The organism is Microbulbifer hainanensis, assembly GCF_014904735.1.
Lineage (GTDB): Bacteria > Pseudomonadota > Gammaproteobacteria > Pseudomonadales > Cellvibrionaceae > Microbulbifer > Microbulbifer hainanensis.
The window spans coordinates 1-201 of record NZ_JACZCR010000058.1; the positions used below are offsets into that span (position 1 = coordinate 1).

1 protein-coding gene is annotated in these 201 nt (G+C 59.2%); it reads right to left on the reverse strand.

The genetic code is table 11. The annotated features are described in order from the left end of the window. The coding region (locus IG168_RS20160) for a GTP-binding protein (protein ID WP_264300134.1) at positions 1–201 on the reverse strand (201 nt) is incomplete at both ends.

Here is a 201-nt window from a genome sequence, read left to right on the forward strand (position 1 = left end):
TGTCGGCTTTGTTCAGGAATACCACGATGTAAGGTACACCTACCTGACGAGACAGCAGGATGTGCTCACGAGTCTGCGGCATGGGGCCGTCGGCAGCGGAACAAACCAGGATAGCGCCGTCCATCTGGGCAGCACCGGTGATCATGTTCTTAACGTAGTCGGCGTGTCCCGGGCAGTCTACGTGCGCGTAGTGGCGAGTCG